Origin of the sequence: Roseiarcus sp. (assembly GCF_049514155.1) — a bacterium.
In the GTDB taxonomy this organism is placed as follows: domain Bacteria; phylum Pseudomonadota; class Alphaproteobacteria; order Rhizobiales; family Beijerinckiaceae; genus Roseiarcus.
The window spans coordinates 1-15,286 of record NZ_JBEKVH010000025.1 but is presented as its reverse complement, the minus strand read 5'-3'; the positions used below and the strand labels follow the sequence as shown (position 1 = coordinate 15,286).

Genomic DNA, 15,286 nt, shown 5'->3' with positions numbered 1-15,286 from the left:
TTGCATCCTGGCCCGGTGTTGCTACAGTCGGCGACGAAACCACGTCCCGGGCGCCTTCCGCGCCAGGGCGCAGGGAGTCGTTTTTGGCTCAATCGCAGTTGAGCCCAGATGCAGCGCGCGCCGGGAACGGCGCTTCGCGCTTCGGGCGGTCGGCGGGCGATCGCGGCGCGCCGCGCGGCCCCTACGCCGCGCTGGATCTGGGCACGAATAATTGCCGCCTGCTGGTGGCGCGTCCGACCGCGGATGGTTTTCGCGTCATCGACGCCTTTTCTCGCGTGGTGCGCCTCGGCGAGGGTCTCTCCCAGACCGGTCGGCTCAGCGAAGCGGCGATCGAGCGCACGCTCGACGCGCTGAGGGTCTGTCGCGACAAGATGGCGGCGCGCGGGGTGACGCGGGCGCGGCTGATCGCCACCGAAGCCTGCCGCGCCGCGGAGAACGGCGTCGCGTTCCTCGAGCGGGTGCGCGAGCGGCTCGATCTCAAGCTCGAAATCGTCGACCGCGAGACGGAAGCGACCCTCGCGGTCGCCGGTTGCAGCGAACTCGTCGATCGCGAGGCCGCGTCGATCCTGCTGTTCGACATCGGCGGCGGCTCGTCGGAGATCATCTGGCTCGATCGCAGGGCGCGCGAGGGCGTCGCCATTCGCCGGCTGCAGTCGTGGGAGTCGCTGCGGCTCGGCGTCGTCACCCTGGCGGAGAAATTCGGCGGCGACGAGGTCACGCCGGAAGCCTTCGCGGCGATGACGCGTTTCGTCGCCGAGGCGCTTGCGCCCTTCGCCGCGCAAGTCGCGGACCGCGAGCGTTGCGGCCGCTTTCACCTCCTCGGCACCTCGGGCACGGTGACGACGATCGCCGGCGTCCATCTCAACCTGCCGCGTTACGACCGGCGCGCGGTCGACGGGCTGTGGCTGACCAGCGATGAAGTCGATGCGACCGTCACGCGGCTGAAGGCGATGACCTACGCCGAGCGCGCCGCCAACGCCTGCATCGGCGTCGAACGCGCCGATCTGGTGCTCGCCGGCTGTGCGATTCTCGAGGCGATCCGCGGTCATTTTCCCGCCCAGCGCATCCGCATCGCCGACCGGGGCTTACGTGAAGGCATGCTGATGCAGATGATGCGCGCCGACCGGGTCTGGCCGCGCGCGCGCGGCGGGGCGTTTTGATGACCGGCGGCAGTTCGGGACACGAGGGCGGACGGGCGCTGAAGACGCGCGTGCGCACCGCGCGCAAGCGCTCGCTCGCCTCGACCCTTTGGCTCGAGCGTCAGCTCAACGATCCTTTCGTCGCGCAGGCCAAGCGCGAGGGCTACCGCTCGCGCGCCGCCTACAAGCTGGTCGAGATTGCGGAGAAATACGCCTTGTTCCGCCCCGGACAGCGCATCGTCGATCTCGGCGCCGCGCCGGGCGGTTGGAGCCAGGTGGCGGCGCAGGCGGTCAAGGCGACCGAGGGCAAGGGCCGGGTGATCGCCATCGACATCTTGCCGGTGGACGCGATCGTCGGCGTCGAGTTCGAGCTGATGGACTTTCATGCGCCCGACGCGCCGGAGCGGTTGCAGGCGCGGCTCGGCGGACTCGCTGACGGCGTGATGTCGGACATGGCGGCCAACGCCACCGGCCACCGCAAGACCGATCATCTGCGCATCGTCGGCCTCGCCGAGCTCGCCGCCGACTTCGCCTTGAGCGTGTTGGCGCCGGGCGGCTTCTTTCTCGCCAAGGTGCTGCAAGGCGGATCGGAGGGCGAACTGCTGGCGCGGCTGAAGCGCGACTTCGCCGTCGTGCGCCACCTCAAACCGAAGGCGAGCCGCGCCGACAGCGCCGAGCTCTACGTGCTGGCGACCGGCTTCCGCGGCAAGGCCGCGTAGCGCCGGTCACTCCGCCGGCGCCGCATCCTCGATCGCCTGCCGCTGGCCGGAGACTTCCGCGCCGGCGTCGGCCTTGAGCCGGGCGAAGATCGCCACCGAGCTCAGCCCGACCAGCGACACCACGGCGAAGCTCAGCGTCATGTCGCGCGGCAAGAGCGCCGTGTCGCCCAAGCCCCAGCGGAACGTCTGGACGCTCGCGGCGGCGAGCGCGACGCCGACCGCGCCCGACATTTGTTGGGCGGTGCTGGCGAAGCTGGTGGCGCGGCTCATTCTTCCCTGGTCGATGTCGGCGTAGCCGATCGCATTGAGGGCGGTGAATTCGAGCGAGCGAAAGAAGCCGCCGGCGAGCAGCGCGGTCAGCAGCAACCAGTGCGGCGTCGCCGCGGTGAACAGGCCGCAACTGGCGAGGAACAGGGTCGAGACGATCCCGTTGGCGACCAGCACGCGGCGGAAGCCCCAGCGCTTGAGAATCGTCGCGGCGGTGAACTTCATCGCCATCGCGCCGGCGGCGGCGGCGAAGGTCAACGAACCGGATTGGAACGGCGTCAGGCCGAAACCGATCTGCAGCAGCAGCGGCAGCAGGAAGGGCAGGGCGCCGATGCCGATGCGGAACAGGAAGCCGCCGACCACGCCGGCGAAAAAGGTGCGGATCTTCAACAGACTGAGGTCGACGATCGCCTCGGGGTCGCGGCGCGCATGCCTGACGTAGAGCGCGAGCAGCAGCACGCCGGCGACGATCAGCGCGGCGTTGAGCGCCCGCGGCATGAACGGCACGCCGATCACCGTCAGGCCGAACACCAGACTCAGCAGGCCCGCTCCTGAGAGCACGAAGCCCTTGAAGTCGAAGCGGGCGACGTCGCGCTCGCGGATGTTTTCGATGAACCGCAGCGACAGCAGGACGCCGGCGATGCCGATCGGCACATTGATCCAGAAGATCAAGCGCCAATGAAAATAGGTGGTGATGAAACCGCCGAGCAGCGGCCCGACCACCGGGCCGATCAGCGCCGGCACCGTGAGATAGGCGAGCGCGTTGACCATCTCGTTCTTCGGCGTCGAGCGCAGCAGCACCAGCCGCCCGACCGGCACCATCATCGCGCCGCCGAGGCCCTGGAAGACGCGCGCCGCGATCAACGTCGTCAGGCTCGACGACGCGCCGCAGAGGATCGAGCCGAGGGTGAAGACGACAATCGCCGAACAGAATACGGTGCGCGCGCCAATCTTGTCGGCGACCCAGCCGGAGGCGGGGATGAACACCGCCAGCGTCAGCATGTAGGACGTCAGCGCCAACTTGAGCACGATCGGGTCCTGGCCGAAGTCGCGCGCGATCGCCGGCAGCGACGTCGCCAGCACCGTTCCGTCCATGTTCTCCATGAACAACGCGGTGGCGATGATGAAGGGGGTGAGAATCCAGGGGCGCATGGGGGCGCGGCCTTCTTGGCGCCGCTGCGCCGCCACGGCAAGGCGAGGGCGCCGGGCGCGGACCCGGCGACGCTCACAATAGGGTGAAGCCGGCGGCGTTCCGAGCCGTCCGACCGCGATCGACCGGGGACTCGGTTCAGACGCCAGGGCGGGTCAGGCTCACTGCGCGACCGCCGCGGCCGGCGATCGGATGACGTCCACGGCGCTCGCACCCAACGAACCGGCCTGGTCCGCCAAGGTTTCGCGCGTGTTGGGATCGATGATCGCGGCAGGGGCGGAAATCGCCAGCGTGGCCGCTTTGCCGAGGGTCGCCGCCGCGCCTTGGGCGACGCCGCCGAGGCGCTCGCCGAGCGTCGGCTTGGCGTCGGTCAAGGTCTGGCCGCCGGCGAGCCGTTGGCCGATCGCCCGCACCACCTCGCTCGTCGCGAACTTGCCGTGGTTCAACGCGTCGTCGGACTCGACCTTGCTGAGGTCGATCACGTTGACGCGCGCCTTCTCCAGCACCGAGCGGTACGGCTCGGCGTTCGGATCGATGGCGCCGAGGCGCGGCTCGTTGCCGGCGAGCCGGCTCGACGTCGCGAGCGCGTAGTCGTCCTGCGAGACGAACAGCGTGACCGGCGGGTTCTTGTCGGAGGCCTCGATTTCCGCGATCTCGCGACGAAACACATCGAAGTCGAGATCGGGCGCGGCGAGCATGATGTCCTTGATCTTGGGCGACAGCGAGCGATTGCGGATCGCCATCTGGCGCAGCGCTTCGACGGCGACGAAATTGCCCATCGAATGGGCGAGAATCGAAATCGACTCGACGTTGGGGTCTTTCGCCAGCGCCTGCAGAACCGCTTCGAGCCCGTCGCGCGAATAGGTCGCGCTCTCGCGATCGTAGACGTAATCGAACAGCTTGCCGCGCGACGGCCAGGTAAACAGCACCGGGACGACGCGCGCGCCGGAATCGTGGGTGATCTGCGCGAAGCGGTAGACCGCCTCCTCGAAGCGCGTGTTGTAGCCGTGCACGAACAGCAGCACATGCCGAGTCGGGCCGGTGCGAAGGCGCTGGTCGAACGCCGCCTTGGCCTCTTTCAGATCGAGCCGGTCGGCGCGCAGGGTGACGAAATCGTGCGCGGGATCGCCGGGAATCGTCGACGGCCACTGCACGTCGCCGATCTTTCGCGTTTCGTCTGGGGGAATGGAGACGACGATGTCGGCGAAGGCGAGCCCGCGCGCGCGCTCGCCGTTGAACATGACGCCGGGCGCGACCGGGTTGTCCGACCGCGTCGTCGCCACCATCATGTCGACGGCGCTCGCGCCGGGCGCGCTCGCCGACACGACGACGAGATTGCCGGAGGGACGGCCGGCGCAGCCGGCCACGGCGAAGGCCAGGAGAACGGCGCTCGCAATTGCAAAGGCCTTCGTCACGCCGCCCCCTGAAACCCGAGATTCGAGGCGTGGACCGAGCGTAAGCCGTTCGCGCCGATCCGCGCGGCAAAGCGCAGGTTTACAAGCAATATTGCTGCTTCTCAATGAACGGAACGCGGCTCCGCGCCCGCTTCCGCCGGAGCGACGGCGAGGTTGAGCGCGAGGGGGCGTTCACCGCAGCCCTTCCTTGACGCCTAAGTTCCTGATTTCCCGCGTTTCCGCCGATCGGAGACTCTGGAACGCTTGGCGCATCCGAACGAGACGCTTCGGAAACCATCGCAACAAAATGGATAGACCGCCCCGCCTGAAGCGGAGCGATGCGCTCCGTTCGCCGCTGCTGCGCAGAAAGCCGGCGCCGCCGCGGCTAGGAAGTTCGCGCCGCGCGTGTTAGGCAGCCCCGCCATGACGCGGCGGCGATTCTGACCCCGGCGAAAGGCTCCCCATGGCGATCCTGGAAAACACGACCATTTCCGAAGGTCTGGCCTTCGACGACGTGCTGTTGCGGCCGGGCCACAGCACGGTGATGCCCGGGGCGGTCGAGATCGGCTCGCGCCTGACGCGGGCGATCCGCCTCAACCTGCCGATCGCCTCTTCCGCCATGGATACGGTGACCGAAGCGCGGCTCGCCATCGCCATGGCCCAGGCCGGCGGCATCGGCGTCATCCACCGCAACCTCACCGCCGAGCAGCAGGCGGAGGAGGTGCGCAAGGTCAAGCGCTTCGAGAGCGGCATGGTGATCGACCCGATCACCATCTTCCCCGACGCCACGCTCGCCGACGCGCTGGCGCTGATGCGGCGGGCGGGCATTTCCGGCGTGCCGGTGGTTGAGCGCGGTCCCGACGGCAAATCGGCCCAGCTCGTCGGCATCGTCACCAATCGCGACGTCCGCTTCGCCGACGATCCGCGCCAGCCGATCACCGAACTGATGACGCGCAAGGTGATCACCGTCGCCGAGGGCGTCGGTAAGGAGGAGGCGCGCCGCCTGCTGCACCACCACCGGATCGAGAAACTGGTGGTGGTCGACGACGCCGGCCGCTGCGTCGGCCTGATCACCGTCAAGGACATCGAGAAGGCGACGGCGCACCCGCACGCCGCCAAGGACGGCGACGGCCGCCTGCGCGTCGCGGCGGCGACGACGGTCGGCGCCAAGGGCTTCGAGCGCGCCGAACTGCTGATGGAGGCGGGGGTCGATTGCCTGGTCGTCGACACCGCCCACGGCCATTCCGAGTATGTTCTGGAGCAGGTGAGGCGCATTCAGCGCGCGACCAACAAGGTCGCGATCATCGCCGGCAACGTCGCGACCCGAGAAGGCGCGCAGGCGCTGATCGACGCCGGCGCTGACGCGATCAAGGTCGGCATCGGCCCCGGTTCGATCTGCACCACCCGCATCGTCGCCGGCGTCGGCGTGCCGCAGTTCACCGCGATCCTCGAGGCGGCCGAGGCGGGTCGCAAGGCCGGGATTCCGGTGATCGCCGACGGCGGCATCAAATATTCCGGCGACCTCGCCAAGGCGATCGCCGCCGGCGCCGATTGCGTGATGATCGGCTCGCTGCTCGCCGGCACCGACGAAAGCCCCGGCGAGGTGTTCCTCTACCAGGGCCGCTCCTACAAGAGCTACCGCGGCATGGGCTCGCTCGGCGCGATGGCGCAGGGCTCGGCCGACCGCTACTTCCAGCAGGACATCAAGGACCAGATGAAGCTGGTGCCGGAGGGCGTCGAGGGCCAGGTGCCCTATCGCGGCCCGGCCGGCGCGATCCTGCATCAGCTCGCCGGCGGCTTGCGTGCGGCGATGGGCTATGTCGGCGCGGCGACGATCGCCGAACTGCAGGAAAAGGCGAAGTTCACCCGCATCACCTCGGCGGGCCTGCGCGAGAGCCACGTCCACGACGTCGCCATCACCCGCGAGAGCCCGAACTACCCGACGGCGAACTAGAGTCGTCGAAGCCCAACGCTTGGGACCCGACCGGGAACGTCGAGAAAGGGCGGAACTCTGTCGGTCGCCTACGCGACCGCGGGTGTCAGGAATGCGCCCGTTGCGGTCGGTCTGAGCGAATGCGGCGATTGCCGAAAGCCGCCGCCAGGCCGCGCGGCAAATATTTCTCTGCGTTGACGAGCGATCAGCTTGCTTCAACGCGCCATAGGCGCGTGGCGGCTCGTTGACGGCGGAGTTGTCCCCCGCGGGCCGAGCCGGTCGACATGCTTGATCGCAACCCTGAAAGGGCTTTGTCCATCCAAGTGCGTTAAACGCGATCAACGAAAAGCAGCCGCTTTCGTTTGCAGTCGCCGTCGAACGAGCGTGAGCGCTTCTTCCGCGGCGGCAATCGGCACGTCGAGTTGCTGAAGGACTTGCTCAATTTTCGCCGAAAGGCTCACGAACTCGCTTTCCAGCGACCTTGAAGGAGGTGGCAAGTGGGTCGGAGGCTGTCGCTTCTCGTCAAGGCGATAGCGCATAAATGCGCCTCCATCCAATCGGGTCGCCGTTCCACTCGAAAAGAAATCACAGGGCTGCGAGGCAGTAATGTGGCGCCCCGATTACGAATTCGTATTGTGCGATCCCCACGCTACTCGCCCTGGACCTGACCCTCTGCTTCCGGTCGGCTGCTCTCAGAACGCCGCCCAGGCATAAAGGAATGCCGTGTTGTTGCCCGACGCGTTGTGAGTGCCGCCCGCGCCGGGCGTCCCGATCATTCCGTCGAAGTTGTTCGTTCCGCCGTAAAGATTGAAGTATGTGATGTATTGGGCGCCGATACGCACGTTGGCGTACTTGTACGGCCCCGGGGCGCCGTGGCTGAACGGGAGGTAAGCGGCGTCGAAGATCATCCCGCTGCCATTCGGGCTGCTGACCACGCCAGGGCCGCCGTAGGCCGCCGTGTCCCAAAGCGGATCGCTGGTTCCGGAAACGTTGAAGTAGCCGGCGGTCAGGCTGTAGGTGTGATCCCAGACGAATGTGGCGTTGGCCTTGAAGCTGTTCAGCTTGTCGTTGACGTTCGACGCGCCGCCGGTGGCGAAGCTGGCGTTGAACTTCTGAAATTCCATGACATCGGAAAGCTTCACTGTAACGCTGTATTGCTCGCCGTCGTACTGGTACTGAGAGTCGAAGCCGACGTCGAGATAGCTGTCGGCGCCGATGCCGGCCTGCCCGCCGGGAATCGTCTGGCCATACAGGCCGTAGGTGCCGACCATCAAGTAATGATCGCCCCAGTGCGGCTCGACCGCCAGTCGCCAGTACGGCATGGCCCCGCGCTGAACGTCCGGCGTCGGACCCGGCTCCATGCCGAAGGCCTCGAGCGTGCTCTTGTTGTAGCCGAGGTAGGCGGTCAATTCGGCGTAGACGAGCTCGTTCCAGTAGACATAGGCGCCGCCGCCGGCGACGCTCTGCGCGAGGTCATCGATGTGCGTGCCCGGCGGACTGAACGCCGCCACGCCCGAACTCAATTGCGGGAAACTCCACGCATTGACCGTGTTCCAGGCGTCCTGGATCGTCGGCGTATTGTTGGCGTCGACGCCGTAATAGGCTTTCTTGCCGAACAGCTCGAACGTGTCGGCGTAGCGGACGTCCGAGCCGTCGAACCAGACCTGCCCGGTGATCGGATTGCCCGACACCTGAACGAACGCGCCGAGATTGCCGTAGATTCCGCCGGCGAGTAATCCAGTCACCTGCTGCGTGACGAGATTGTCGTTCGTCTTCAAGCCTGGCGAAGGCGGCGCGTCCTGATTGGACTGCGTATGGGTAAAGCCCGGCATGAGCATCGCCGCGAGCGGAATGGGAGGAGGGTTCTTGGCGCCCTCTTCTACGTAGCCCGTGAGCTTGAAGTGGCGACCGAACGGCGTCAGTTCGGGGAAGGCGGTGTGACAGGTGGCGCAGGCCTGACCGGTCTGACGGCTGAAGCTCGGCACCGCCTGCGCCGGCCCCTCGACCGCCAGAAGCGCGACGAACGTCAGGGCGCAAAGCGTCAGAAGCGCGCAAACGCTGAAACCCGCCGATCCGCGCGCTCCGCTCAGATTGATGAAGGTCTTGTGCGCTTGCATCGTCCGGCCTCGCGCTGACGCCAAATGGCGCCCCCCTCGTGCGCGCTCCGGGCCGCACGGGAGGGGCGAATCGTAGCTAACTCAGAGTGTTCCCGGTCGGCGGCGATTTCAATCGCCGATTCTTGTCGCGGGAGCGTCAGTTGGTAGGGGGGCGCCCGGTTGCAGCGATAAACTGTTGGCAATACTGGGAACGATAAGGAGGCCAGCAAAATGAAGCTACAGAATCTGGCTTGTTGTGACTTTTAAGCAACGGGAAATACCCGATCGCGTTTCGACAGGCTGACAGTTTCGTAAGAATGCGCCGCCGTTTCGAGCGCCGTGACGCAGCGTCAGGCCCGCTAGGGGCGCCAATTGCAGGGGCGGATTGCGGAGCCGCGTCACCGAAGGTCGAGAGCCGCCCCGACCCCAAAGCGCGAACGAAAGTCACTTTCGACCTTCCGGTCGCCCGAACCTGCCCGTCCGCCCTCGGTCAGCGTCGGCCATCGGGTGATGCGCCAGCAAATGTCTCGGATGGTCGAGCGCCAAGCATCAGATTTTGACCGCTGGAACGACGCACGGCCGTTCGCCGGCCGCGCGTTGAAGCGGCCTAGTAAGTGCGGCCGGTCTCAAGCTGGGTCTTGGCGTCGAGCTTATGCTTCGGCGGCGGCGGCGGCGACTGGAGCGGCGCGGGCGGCGGCGGCGCCGCGCAGGCGGCGATCGCTAGGGCGAGGGAAAAGGCGAGTCCGGCGCGAATCATCTTGGACATAAGATTTCCTCAAAGAATGCAAACCGATTCCGCCCGTCGCGAAACCGGCGCGGGCATGCGGCGCAAACGTGTCGCTTTTGCGTCGGCCTCGACGGCGCCCATTTCGCCATCGCGCCGCGCAGGCCAGTTCGTCCGCGCGGCTGGGTCCGAATTACAATCGTTTATATCTATTAGTTAATGTAATTCTGCAGCCTATTGCAGCAACCTGAGTGGCCATATCGGCATTATGCGCGCCGTTTGGCGCCTAACGCCCTGAAATCGTTCGTGCGCCGAACGGATTTGTCGCCCCTATGCGATCGGCGTCGCTGGCCGAGGCGCGCGGCCTCGGCTACAGGCTCGCCTGACCCTGGTGTCCGCCGGTGAAGGGCACGAAGGGCTGGATCTGGCCGTTGTAGATGTCGGAGCGCACGGCGGTCAGCGAGCCGTCGGCGTTGACCTTCTTGATCACCTTCAGCACGTGCTGCGCGCCCGGCGGGCCGACCGGGATCACCATGATCCCGTCGGGCTTCATCTGCTGCAGCAGCGGCGGGGGAACGTGGTCGATGCCGCACGTGACGATGATCTTGTCGAACGGCGCCTGCTCCGCCCAGCCGTAGTAGCCGTCGGCGTTCTTGGTCGTGATCGCCGCATATTCGGAATAGCCGCGCGCGATCAGCGAATCGTAGAGCGCGCGGGTGCGCTGGGCGAGCGGCGGGATGATCTCGATCGAGAAGACGTTCGCCGTGAGGTTCGACAGGACCGCGCTCTGATAGCCCGAGCCCGTGCCGATCTCGAGCACCTTGTCGCTGCGCTTGATCTCCAGCGTGTTGGTCATCCGGCAGACGCTGTGCGGGCCGGTGATGGTGACGCCGAAGCCGATGTTGAGGAAATGCCCCTCGTAGGCGCGCGCCAGGTTGTCGTGGGTGACGAACTCCTCGCGCGGCGTCATCAGGTAGGCGCGGGTCGTCGGCGCCTCCCAAAGGTCCTTGCCGGCGACCAGCTTGAGGTAGCGGTCGTAGCGCTGGCCGAGGAAATTCGCGTCTTCGCCGCGGTTCTTGACCATCCAGGCGACGAACGCTTCCCGGCTCGCGGTCGGCGGCGAAGCGTCCCAATCGTAGGGCGCCGGGACGTTGGCGCGCGCCGCCTGAAGCGGCAGCGCCGCGGCCGCGACGCCCAGGACGAATTGACGCCGACTCAGCATGAAGGAACTCCGGCAGGGCGAAACGGGCGCCAACCTACCGCGCGACCTCGCGTTTCCCAACCCGGATCGCTGCGGCTTTTTTGCTTCGCCGAGCCGCCCGCGCTAAACGGACGCATGACCCCAGCCGCCCGCGTCGCCGCCGCCATCGAAGTGCTCGCCGACGTCGAGGCGCGCCGCCGACCGGCGGTCGACGCGCTCAAGGACTGGGGCCTGGCGCGCCGTTTCGCCGGCTCGGGCGACCGCGCCGCGATTGCCGGCCTCGTCTATGACGCGCTACGCCGCAAGGCTTCGTCCGCCTGGCTGATGGGCGATTCGAGCCCGCGCGCCGTCATGATCGGCGCGCTCAAGCAATTGCGCGACCTCGACGAGGCGGGAATCTCGGCGCTGTTCAGCGGCGAGGGCCACGCGCCGGCGCCGCTCTCCGAGGCCGAGCGCGAACGGCTCAGCTCCGGCGATCTCTCCGGCGCGCCCGATTCCGTTCGCGGCGACTATCCCGAATGGCTCGCCGCCGCCTTCGCCGAAAGCTGCGGCGACGACGCGGTCGCGGAGGGCAGGGCGCTGGCCTGTCGCGCGCCGGTCGACCTGCGGGCTAACACGCTCAAAGGCGGCCGCGATCGCGCGCTCGCCGCGCTCGCCCATCTCGACGCGCAGCCGACGCCGCTGTCGCCGGTCGGCCTACGCATCGCGGTGCGGGTCGACGGCCGCGGTCCGGCGCTGTCGGCCGAGCCCGCCTACGTCAAAGGTCAGGTCGAAGTGCAGGACGAGGGCTCGCAGCTTGCTGCGCTCCTCAGCGGCGCCAAGCCGGACATGCAGGTGCTCGATCTCTGCGCCGGCGCTGGCGGCAAGACGCTGGCGCTGGCGGCGATGATGGAGAACCACGGCCAGATTTACGCCACCGACGACGACGGCCGACGGCTGACGCCGATCTACGACCGGCTGGCGCGCGCCGTCGTTCGCAACGTCCAGGTGCGCGCGCCGCGCGGCGAGCGCGAAATGCTCTCCGATCTCGCCGGGCGCTGCGACGTCGTGCTGATCGACGCGCCCTGCACCGGCTCCGGCGCCTGGCGGCGCAGCCCCGACGCAAAATGGCGCGTGCGCCCCGGCGCTTTGGAGCAGCGGATCAAGGACCAGAACGAAACCCTTGAACGCGCGGCGAGGTATGTAAAGGCCGGCGGCCATCTGGTCTATGTCACCTGCTCGCTGCTGAAGGCCGAGAACGAAGATCGCATCGCCGCCTTTCTCGCCGCTCACGACGAATTCCTGCCGCTCGAGGCGGCGCATTGGGCTTCCGTCTGCGGCCTGCCGGCGCTCGCGGCGCAGGCCTCTTCGCTCGGCGTCGGCTTCCGCTTCAGCCCCTTGCGCAGCGGGACGGACGGGTTTTATGTCGCGCCGCTGACCCGCCCGGCGTGAGGTTTCGCCGCGCCAGACGAAGGAGAAGGGGATGCATGGCTCGCTCGGGATCCTGAGCACCCAATATGGCGGCTTCCTCGCGCTGATCGTCATTGGCGGCCTCGCCGGCTGGATCGCCGGCAAGATCATCGGCATTCGCCACGGCATTTTCACCAACATCATCGTCGGCGTCGCCGGCGCCTGGATCGGCTCCGAGCTCGCCGACCTCGCCCATGTCACGGTGCATGGCACGCTCGAGCATTTCGTCGCCGCCCTGGTCGGTTCGGCGGCGCTTCTCTATATCTGGCAATTGATCAACAAGCGCGGCTGAGCGGCCCACCCGACGGGCCGCCGCCGCAGGAGCTTTCATGACCGTCCTCATCGATCGCGTCGGCGGCGCGGCGCGGCCGCGCCACCCGGAAAAGGCGCATCGGCCCGACCAGCCCTCGGCCAAGAAGCCGGCGTGGATTCGCGTCCGCGCGCCGGGCTCGACGCCGGGCTTCGCCGCCACCAACCGCATCATGCGCGAGCACAAGCTCGCCACCGTCTGCGAGGAGGCGAGTTGCCCCAACATCGGCGAGTGCTGGGAGAAGAAGCACGCGACCTTCCTCATCATGGGCGACACCTGCACCCGCGCCTGCGCCTTCTGTAACGTGCGCACCGGGCTGCCCGACGCGCTCGACGCCGCCGAGCCGGCGCGGGTCGCCGACGCGGTCGCCAAGCTCGGCCTCTCTCATGTCGTGGTGACCTCGGTCGACCGCGACGACCTCGCCGACGGCGGCGCCGAGCATTTCGCCCGCGTCATCGCCGCGATCCGCGACGCTTCGCCGGCGACGACGATCGAAGCGCTGACGCCCGATTTCCTGCGCAAGGACGGCGCGCTCGAAGTGGTCGTCGCCGCCAGGCCCGACGTCTTCAACCATAATCTCGAGACGGTTCCGTCGAAATATCTGACCGTGCGGCCGGGCGCGCGCTACTTCCATTCGCTGCGGCTGCTGCAGCGGGTCAAGGAACTCGACCCGACGATGTTCACCAAGTCGGGGATCATGGTCGGGCTCGGCGAGGAGCGCGCCGAAGTGCTGCAGGCGATGGACGATCTGCGCAGCGCCGACGTCGATTTCCTCACCATCGGCCAGTACCTGCAGCCGACGCCGAAGCACCATCCGGTCGTGCGCTTCGTCGAGCCCGACGAATTTGCCTCCTATGCGACCGTCGGCGCCGCCAAGGGCTTCCTGCTCGTCGCCTCGACGCCGCTGACGCGCTCGTCGCATCACGCTGGCGAGGACTTCGCCCGGTTGCGGGCGGCGCGGCTGGCGCAGGCGGCGGCGCTGAGGGCTCGGGACTGACCGGTTTGGGGAGCCCCCGGCCGGTTCTATTGACCCTGCCGGACCAAGGCTGTAGGCACAACCCGCCCTGAAGGCGAGACGAGCGCGTAGCTCAATCGGTAGAGCATCTGACTTTTAATCAGGGGGTCGTGGGTTCGAGTCCCACCGCGCTCACCATTTCAGTTTGGACGGCTCGCACCTCGGTCGAATACCCGCGTTCGTGTCTTCGTGGCGCGCGTTCGTCGCCAACAGCCGGACACGGGAAAGTCGGGCCGGGCGTGTTTGCACGGCTAGGGTCAGTTCTCCGAATTAGATAACTATTTGAGTTAAGGTGAGAATCCACGAGTTCTGCGCGATCCGACCGCGCGCGTGGCGAAGTGTTCGTAACCAGCCGCCTTCCCGTTCGTCCGCGGGCCGCGTCGATCGCGCGATCCCTCTGTTTTCGACCTCCTCGTTGCGCTACGAAATGGCTCGGCCTGCCCGCCGTGCCGGGTTGCGCGATTGGGGACGGCGCTCAAGAAAAGGGCGGAACAGGCCGACAGGGAGGTCAAGCGACGATGGGCGCCATCCAGTTGCAAGCGGTGGGCAAGGCGTTCGGCGCGGTGAACGTCATCAATAACGTCGATCTCGACATCAAGGACGGCGAGTTCGCCGTCTTCGTCGGGCCTTCGGGCTGCGGCAAGTCGACGTTGTTGCGGCTGATCGCCGGGCTCGAGGATCTGACCGCGGGGCGGGTTCTCATCGACGGCAAGGATGTCAGCGATGTTGGCCCGGCCCAGCGCGGGCTGGCGATGGTGTTCCAGTCCTACGCGCTCTATCCGCACATGAGCGTGCGCGCCAACATCGGCTTCGCGCTGAAGATGGCGGGCGACAAGCCCGACGTGATCGCAGGCAAGGTCGGCAAGGCCGCCGCGACGCTCAACCTCACCGACTATCTCGACCGCAAGCCGCGCCAGCTCTCCGGCGGCCAGCGCCAGCGCGTCGCGATCGGCCGCGCGATCGTGCGCGAGCCGAAGGCGTTCCTGTTCGACGAGCCGCTCTCCAACCTCGACGCGGCGCTCAGGGTGCAGATGCGGGTCGAGATCGGCGAACTTCACGAGGCTCTCAAGACGACGATGATCTATGTCACCCACGACCAGGTCGAGGCGATGACCATGGCCGACAAGATCGTCGTGCTCGATCGCGGCTCGGTCGCCCAGGTCGGCTCGCCGCTCGAACTCTACAACAAGCCGAACGGCCTCTTTGTCGCCGGCTTCATCGGCTCGCCGACCATGAACCTGATCAGGGGCGCGCCCGCAGCGAAGCGGGGGGCCGAGACCATCGGCATCCGCCCCGAGCACGCCGACGTATCGACCACTTCGGGGGAGTGGCCGGCGAAAGTACGCCTAGCCGAGCACCTCGGCTCCGACACGTTCGTTCATGCGGAGGCCGAGGGCATCGGGCCTCTCACCCTGCGGCTCGAGGGCGAGGCAGCGCTGACGCCGGGCCAGAGCATATTCGTCACCCCGCGCGAGGCGCACCTGCATCGGTTCGACAAGGACGGCAGGAGGATCGACTGACGGCGGAGGAGCGGCGGCGCACGGAGGTCGACTCCTCGATGCGAGACGCCGCGACAGCGTAACGTCGGACCCGTGCGGCATTCATCGGTGGATACGAATTCATGAGCGTTAAACTTTCCGCCGCCGCACTAGCCCACATGCCTGCGGGAATCGCGACGCCGAAATATCGACGCTCCGATCTCAGTCCCGGCATTGTTCACTTCGGCGTCGGCAATTTTCACCGCGCGCATCAGGCGGTCTATCTCGACGATCTGTTCAACGCCGGCCGCGACCGCGATTGGGCTATCGTCGGGGCGGGGGTGCGCGACCCGGACGTGACGGGGCGCGAGAAGCTCGAGCAGCAAGACTGGCTGACGACCGTCGTCGAGC

General features: G+C 67.4%; 14 protein-coding genes and 1 tRNA gene. 9 read left to right on the top strand and 6 right to left on the bottom strand.

The features are described from left to right. Positions 1-83 precede the first annotated feature (83 nt). Both ABSF49_RS05830 and ABSF49_RS05825 read left to right on the top strand, forming a co-directional pair. Positions 84-1,160 (top strand): Ppx/GppA phosphatase family protein, encoded by a 1,077-nt coding sequence (locus tag ABSF49_RS05830; RefSeq protein WP_424111688.1) that lies wholly within the window; start codon positions 84-86, stop codon positions 1,158-1,160. Next, positions 1,160-1,858 carry an RlmE family RNA methyltransferase gene (locus ABSF49_RS05825; RefSeq protein ID WP_424111687.1) on the top strand — a complete coding sequence of 233 codons (699 nt, stop codon included), beginning with the start codon at positions 1,160-1,162 and terminating at the stop codon, positions 1,856-1,858. Before ABSF49_RS05830 ends, ABSF49_RS05825 begins: the two co-directional genes overlap by 1 nt. Before the next feature lie 6 nt (positions 1,859-1,864). Here ABSF49_RS05825 and ABSF49_RS05820 read toward each other — a convergent pair whose 3' ends face one another. Together ABSF49_RS05820 and ABSF49_RS05815 are read right to left on the bottom strand one after the other, a co-directional pair. After that, entirely contained in the window at positions 1,865-3,277 is a 1,413-nt protein-coding gene (locus tag ABSF49_RS05820) for a DHA2 family efflux MFS transporter permease subunit (RefSeq protein WP_424111686.1), read from the bottom strand. Positions 3,278-3,436: 159 nt separating this feature from the next. Further along, on the bottom strand, positions 3,437-4,690 hold the full coding sequence (locus ABSF49_RS05815; protein WP_424111685.1) for an alpha/beta hydrolase: 1,254 nt from the start codon (positions 4,688-4,690) through the stop codon (positions 3,437-3,439). A 442-nt stretch (positions 4,691-5,132) separates the two neighbouring features. On the opposite strand from ABSF49_RS05815, the gene guaB reads away from it, so the two are divergent. After that, positions 5,133-6,623 carry an IMP dehydrogenase gene (gene guaB, locus ABSF49_RS05810; RefSeq protein WP_424111684.1) on the top strand — a complete coding sequence of 497 codons (1,491 nt, stop codon included), beginning with the start codon at positions 5,133-5,135 and terminating at the stop codon, positions 6,621-6,623. A gap of 317 nt (positions 6,624-6,940) precedes the next feature. Here the strand turns inward: guaB and ABSF49_RS05805 are convergent, their stop codons facing one another. From ABSF49_RS05805 to ABSF49_RS05790, 4 genes are all read right to left on the bottom strand, one after another. Beyond that, positions 6,941-7,141, bottom strand: a complete 201-nt coding sequence (locus ABSF49_RS05805; RefSeq protein WP_424111683.1) for a hypothetical protein — start codon at positions 7,139-7,141, stop codon at positions 6,941-6,943. A 153-nt stretch (positions 7,142-7,294) separates the two neighbouring features. After that, complete coding sequence (locus ABSF49_RS05800; RefSeq protein WP_424111682.1) at positions 7,295-8,719, bottom strand: hypothetical protein; 1,425 nt, start codon at positions 8,717-8,719, stop codon at positions 7,295-7,297. 586 nt (positions 8,720-9,305) lie between these two features. Then, complete coding sequence (locus tag ABSF49_RS05795; RefSeq protein WP_424111681.1) at positions 9,306-9,464, bottom strand: hypothetical protein; 159 nt, start codon at positions 9,462-9,464, stop codon at positions 9,306-9,308. A gap of 328 nt (positions 9,465-9,792) precedes the next feature. After that, positions 9,793-10,644, bottom strand: a complete 852-nt coding sequence (locus tag ABSF49_RS05790) for a protein-L-isoaspartate O-methyltransferase family protein (RefSeq protein ID WP_424111680.1) — start codon at positions 10,642-10,644, stop codon at positions 9,793-9,795. Between the two features lie 114 nt (positions 10,645-10,758). Between ABSF49_RS05790 and ABSF49_RS05785 the strand changes: the two genes are divergently transcribed. The 6 genes from ABSF49_RS05785 to ABSF49_RS05760 all read left to right on the top strand — a co-directional run. After that, positions 10,759-12,054 (top strand): RsmB/NOP family class I SAM-dependent RNA methyltransferase, encoded by a 1,296-nt coding sequence (locus ABSF49_RS05785; RefSeq protein WP_424111679.1) that lies wholly within the window; start codon positions 10,759-10,761, stop codon positions 12,052-12,054. A 31-nt stretch (positions 12,055-12,085) separates the two neighbouring features. Continuing rightward, positions 12,086-12,364 carry a GlsB/YeaQ/YmgE family stress response membrane protein gene (locus ABSF49_RS05780; protein ID WP_424111678.1) on the top strand — a complete coding sequence of 93 codons (279 nt, stop codon included), beginning with the start codon at positions 12,086-12,088 and terminating at the stop codon, positions 12,362-12,364. 37 nt (positions 12,365-12,401) lie between these two features. After that, positions 12,402-13,379 carry a lipoyl synthase gene (gene lipA / locus ABSF49_RS05775; RefSeq protein ID WP_424111677.1) on the top strand — a complete coding sequence of 326 codons (978 nt, stop codon included), beginning with the start codon at positions 12,402-12,404 and terminating at the stop codon, positions 13,377-13,379. An 80-nt stretch (positions 13,380-13,459) separates the two neighbouring features. Further along, positions 13,460-13,535 (top strand) — tRNA-Lys (locus ABSF49_RS05770). Between the two features lie 380 nt (positions 13,536-13,915). Next, positions 13,916-14,917: an ABC transporter ATP-binding protein gene (locus ABSF49_RS05765; protein ID WP_424111676.1), complete on the top strand. Its 1,002-nt coding sequence runs from the start codon at positions 13,916-13,918 to the stop codon at positions 14,915-14,917. A gap of 101 nt (positions 14,918-15,018) precedes the next feature. Further along, a partial coding sequence (locus ABSF49_RS05760) for a mannitol dehydrogenase family protein (protein WP_490363317.1) occupies positions 15,019-15,286 on the top strand: 268 nt, incomplete at its 3' end.

What these genes read in the sequence shown, in the direction of transcription:
- ABSF49_RS05825 (WP_424111687.1), top strand. Translation starts at nt 1,160, where the DNA reads ATGACCGGCGGCAGTTCGGGACACGAGGGCGGACGGGCGCTGAAGACG.
- ABSF49_RS05805 (WP_424111683.1), bottom strand. Translation starts at nt 7,141, where the DNA reads ATGCGCTATCGCCTTGACGAGAAGCGACAGCCTCCGACCCACTTGCCA.
- ABSF49_RS05790 (WP_424111680.1), bottom strand. Translation starts at nt 10,644, where the DNA reads ATGCTGAGTCGGCGTCAATTCGTCCTGGGCGTCGCGGCCGCGGCGCTG.
- lipA (WP_424111677.1), top strand. Translation starts at nt 12,402, where the DNA reads ATGACCGTCCTCATCGATCGCGTCGGCGGCGCGGCGCGGCCGCGCCAC.
- ABSF49_RS05795 (WP_424111681.1), bottom strand. Translation starts at nt 9,464, where the DNA reads ATGTCCAAGATGATTCGCGCCGGACTCGCCTTTTCCCTCGCCCTAGCG.
- guaB (WP_424111684.1), top strand. Translation starts at nt 5,133, where the DNA reads ATGGCGATCCTGGAAAACACGACCATTTCCGAAGGTCTGGCCTTCGAC.
- ABSF49_RS05820 (WP_424111686.1), bottom strand. Translation starts at nt 3,277, where the DNA reads ATGCGCCCCTGGATTCTCACCCCCTTCATCATCGCCACCGCGTTGTTC.
- ABSF49_RS05765 (WP_424111676.1), top strand. Translation starts at nt 13,916, where the DNA reads ATGGGCGCCATCCAGTTGCAAGCGGTGGGCAAGGCGTTCGGCGCGGTG.
- ABSF49_RS05800 (WP_424111682.1), bottom strand. Translation starts at nt 8,719, where the DNA reads ATGCAAGCGCACAAGACCTTCATCAATCTGAGCGGAGCGCGCGGATCG.
- ABSF49_RS05780 (WP_424111678.1), top strand. Translation starts at nt 12,086, where the DNA reads ATGCATGGCTCGCTCGGGATCCTGAGCACCCAATATGGCGGCTTCCTC.
- ABSF49_RS05785 (WP_424111679.1), top strand. Translation starts at nt 10,759, where the DNA reads ATGACCCCAGCCGCCCGCGTCGCCGCCGCCATCGAAGTGCTCGCCGAC.